Origin of the sequence: Roseivivax isoporae LMG 25204 (assembly GCF_000521865.1) — a bacterium.
Taxonomy (GTDB): Bacteria; Pseudomonadota; Alphaproteobacteria; order Rhodobacterales; family Rhodobacteraceae; genus Roseivivax; species Roseivivax isoporae.
Genome location: NZ_JAME01000088.1, coordinates 1 through 2,777, shown reverse-complemented (window position 1 = coordinate 2,777; position 2,777 = coordinate 1). Strand labels below are relative to the sequence as shown.

General features: G+C 67.6%; 1 protein-coding gene. It reads right to left on the bottom strand.

What is annotated here, in order from left to right; translation table 11 throughout:
* The coding region (locus tag RISW2_RS22545) for a Calx-beta domain-containing protein (RefSeq protein ID WP_043775521.1) at positions 1–2,612 on the bottom strand (2,612 nt) is incomplete at its 3' end.
* Positions 2,613–2,777: the final 165 nt, after the last annotated feature.

Below are 2,777 nucleotides of genomic sequence, written 5' to 3'. Positions count from 1 at the left end.
AGCGTGTCATTTCCGTTGCCGCCATCGAGCGAGTCATTGCCCGCGTCGCCACGCAGCAGATCGTCGCCCGCGGCACCGGACGCGGTGTCGTTGCCGCCGAGCCCGTTGAAGACGTCGTCGCCCCCGAGCAGGTTGATGCTGTCGGCCCGCGACGTGCCCGAGATCGTGTCGTTGCCCTCGGTCGCCACCGGCCGCGCTTCTTCCACGGTGATCGTCACGGTGGCGGCTTCCTCGCTGTCCTCGAAGCCGTCATTGGCCACGTAGCGGAAGCTGTCCGTGCCGGTGAAGCCCGCATCGGGCGTGTAGGTGAAGGCCCCGTTGGCCGAGAAGACGAGCGTGCCATGCGCGGCGTCCTCGACCACTCGCGCGGTCAGCGGATCGTCCTCTTCGTCGGTGTCGTTCGACAGGACGCCCCCCGCGGTGCCCACGGTGAGCGCGCGGTCCTCCACCGCCGCGTAACGGTCGTCGGCGGCCACGGGCGGCTCGCTCTCGTCGTCCTCGGTGATCGTCGCCTGGCCGAGCTCGGCGATGACGAGGTCGATGCCCACCGGCACGCCCACCTGCAGGCTGAAGGTCTCGTCGCCCTCGACCGCCTGGTCGTTCAACAGTTCCACGGAGACCGAGGCCGAGGTCTGCCCCCGGGCGAACTCGATGGAACCGGTGGTGGCGCGGTAATCCGATCCCGCCCGCGCGGTGCCGTCCACGGTGGCATAGGTGGCGGTGAAGGCTTGGGGCGCCGGCCGCGACAGCGAGATCTCGAAGGCGACTGAATCCGCGGGCTCCCCCGGGTCGCGCTCGAGCGCGTCCGCGGCGACCATGTAGAGTGCGAGCTTGCCGCCGGTGCCGTCGTCGTCGAGGATCCAGCTCGGCGTGCGCAGTTCGGCGGCGTCCCCGGCCAGCGTGGCGTTCTGCGCCGAATAGGCCTCGAGCAGGATGGTCTCGTCCGCCTCGGAGACGTTGTCGGCGTCGATACGGTAGCTCACGGTCTTCGAGATTTCGCCCGGCTGGAAGGTGACCGAGCTGCCGGAGAAGTACTCGTAGGCGTCCGATCCGGCCTGCGCGGTACCCGACAGGAAGCGGTACTCGACGGTCACCTCCTGCTCGGACGCCTCCGACAGGGAGATGGTCCAGTAGAGGTAGTTGGGATCGCTGGAGGTGGTGCCCTCGAAGGCCGAGGATCCCGCGACCGACACCACCGGTCCCTCGCCGGCATCGTCGTCGAGGATCGCCGCCGAGCCCAGCGAGACCTGCTCGAGCGCGGTGGGGTTCGACAGGCCGAGCGTGAAGAGCTCGGAGGGTTCGACCTCGGTGTCGCCGTTGATGACCACGCTGACCGCGGCCATGGTCTGGCCCTCGACGAAGGTGAGCGTGCCCGATTTCGCCTCGTAGTCGACGCCTTCCGTGGCCGAACCTTCCAGCGTCTCGTAGTCGATGCTGAAGGCCGCCGGCGCGGGACGGCTCAGCGAGAGCTCGAAATTCGCCGTGCGGGTGCCGTTGTCGCCCTCGACCACGATCGGGCGCGAGACGAAGACCGAAGGCGTGCTGCCGCCGTCGTCGTCGAGGATCCAGCCCGTCGAGCGCAGCACCGGCGCCCCGCCCGCCATGGTCGCACCCTCGACCGAGAAGGCCTCGAGCACGATGCTCTCGTCGGGTTCATTCACGTCGTCGCCGTCGATGCGGAAGGAAACGGTCTTCGAGGTCTCGCCCTCGGCAAAGGTGACCTCGTCGCCCGAGAAATACGCGTAGGCGTCCGAACCCACCTGGCCCGTGCCTGACAGGAAGCGATAGCCCACGGTCACCTCGCGGTCCGCGGCTTCGTCGAGCGTCAGCGTCCAGTAGAGGTAGTAGGGATCGCTGGTGGTGGTGCCCTCGAACGCGGAGGATCCCGCGACCGACAGCGTCGGCGTGCCGGCATCGTCGTCGAGGATCTGCGCCACACCGAGCGAGACCTCCTCGACGTCGTCGGGCCCCTCGACCGCGAGGGTGAAGATCTCGGTGTCCTCAAGCGTGCGGTCGCCGTTCACCTGTACCGAGACGCTGGCGACGCGCTGGCCGGTCACGAACTCGATCGTCCCCGAGCGGGCCACGTAATCCTCGCCGGCGATGGCCGAACCGTCCACGGTCCCATAGGTGAAGCTCAGCGGCGAAGTGGCGGGACGGCTCAGCGACAGCTCGAACTGCGCCTCGCGGGTCCCGTTGTCGCCCTCCGTCAGGATGGGGCGGGAGACGAAGAGCGAGGGCGCGCTGCCGCCGTCATCGTCGAGGATCCAGCCCGTCGAGCGCAGCACCGAGGCATTGCCGGAGAGCCGTCCTTCGCCGGTGGGATTGAAGACCTCGAGCACGATGGTCTCGTCAGGCTCGTTCACGCTGTCGCCGTCGATGCGGAACTCCACGGTCTTGGAGGTCTCGCCGGGAGCGAAGGTCGCGGAATCGCCCGAGAAGTAGGCGTATGCGTCCGCGCCGACCTGCGCCGTGCCCGACAGGAAACGGTAGCTGACGGTTTCCGTGGTGGAGGTGTCGCCGGACCGACTGATGGTCCACTGCAGGCGGCCGGGATCGGAAGTGGTCGTTCCTTCGGTGACGGTCGAACCGCTGACAGAAAAGAGTCCCATGAATCGCTCCTGGAAATTTGGGTCTTAAATGTGGCCGCAAAATGACCTTGCGTTAACCATTGCAGGGGGGATCACCCCCTGACAACAGCCATGGCAGCGTAAGCGAAATTCCGCTCACGCCAAGAGGTCGTAGCTCGTCCCACCGATCTGCAGCATCAGGCTGTC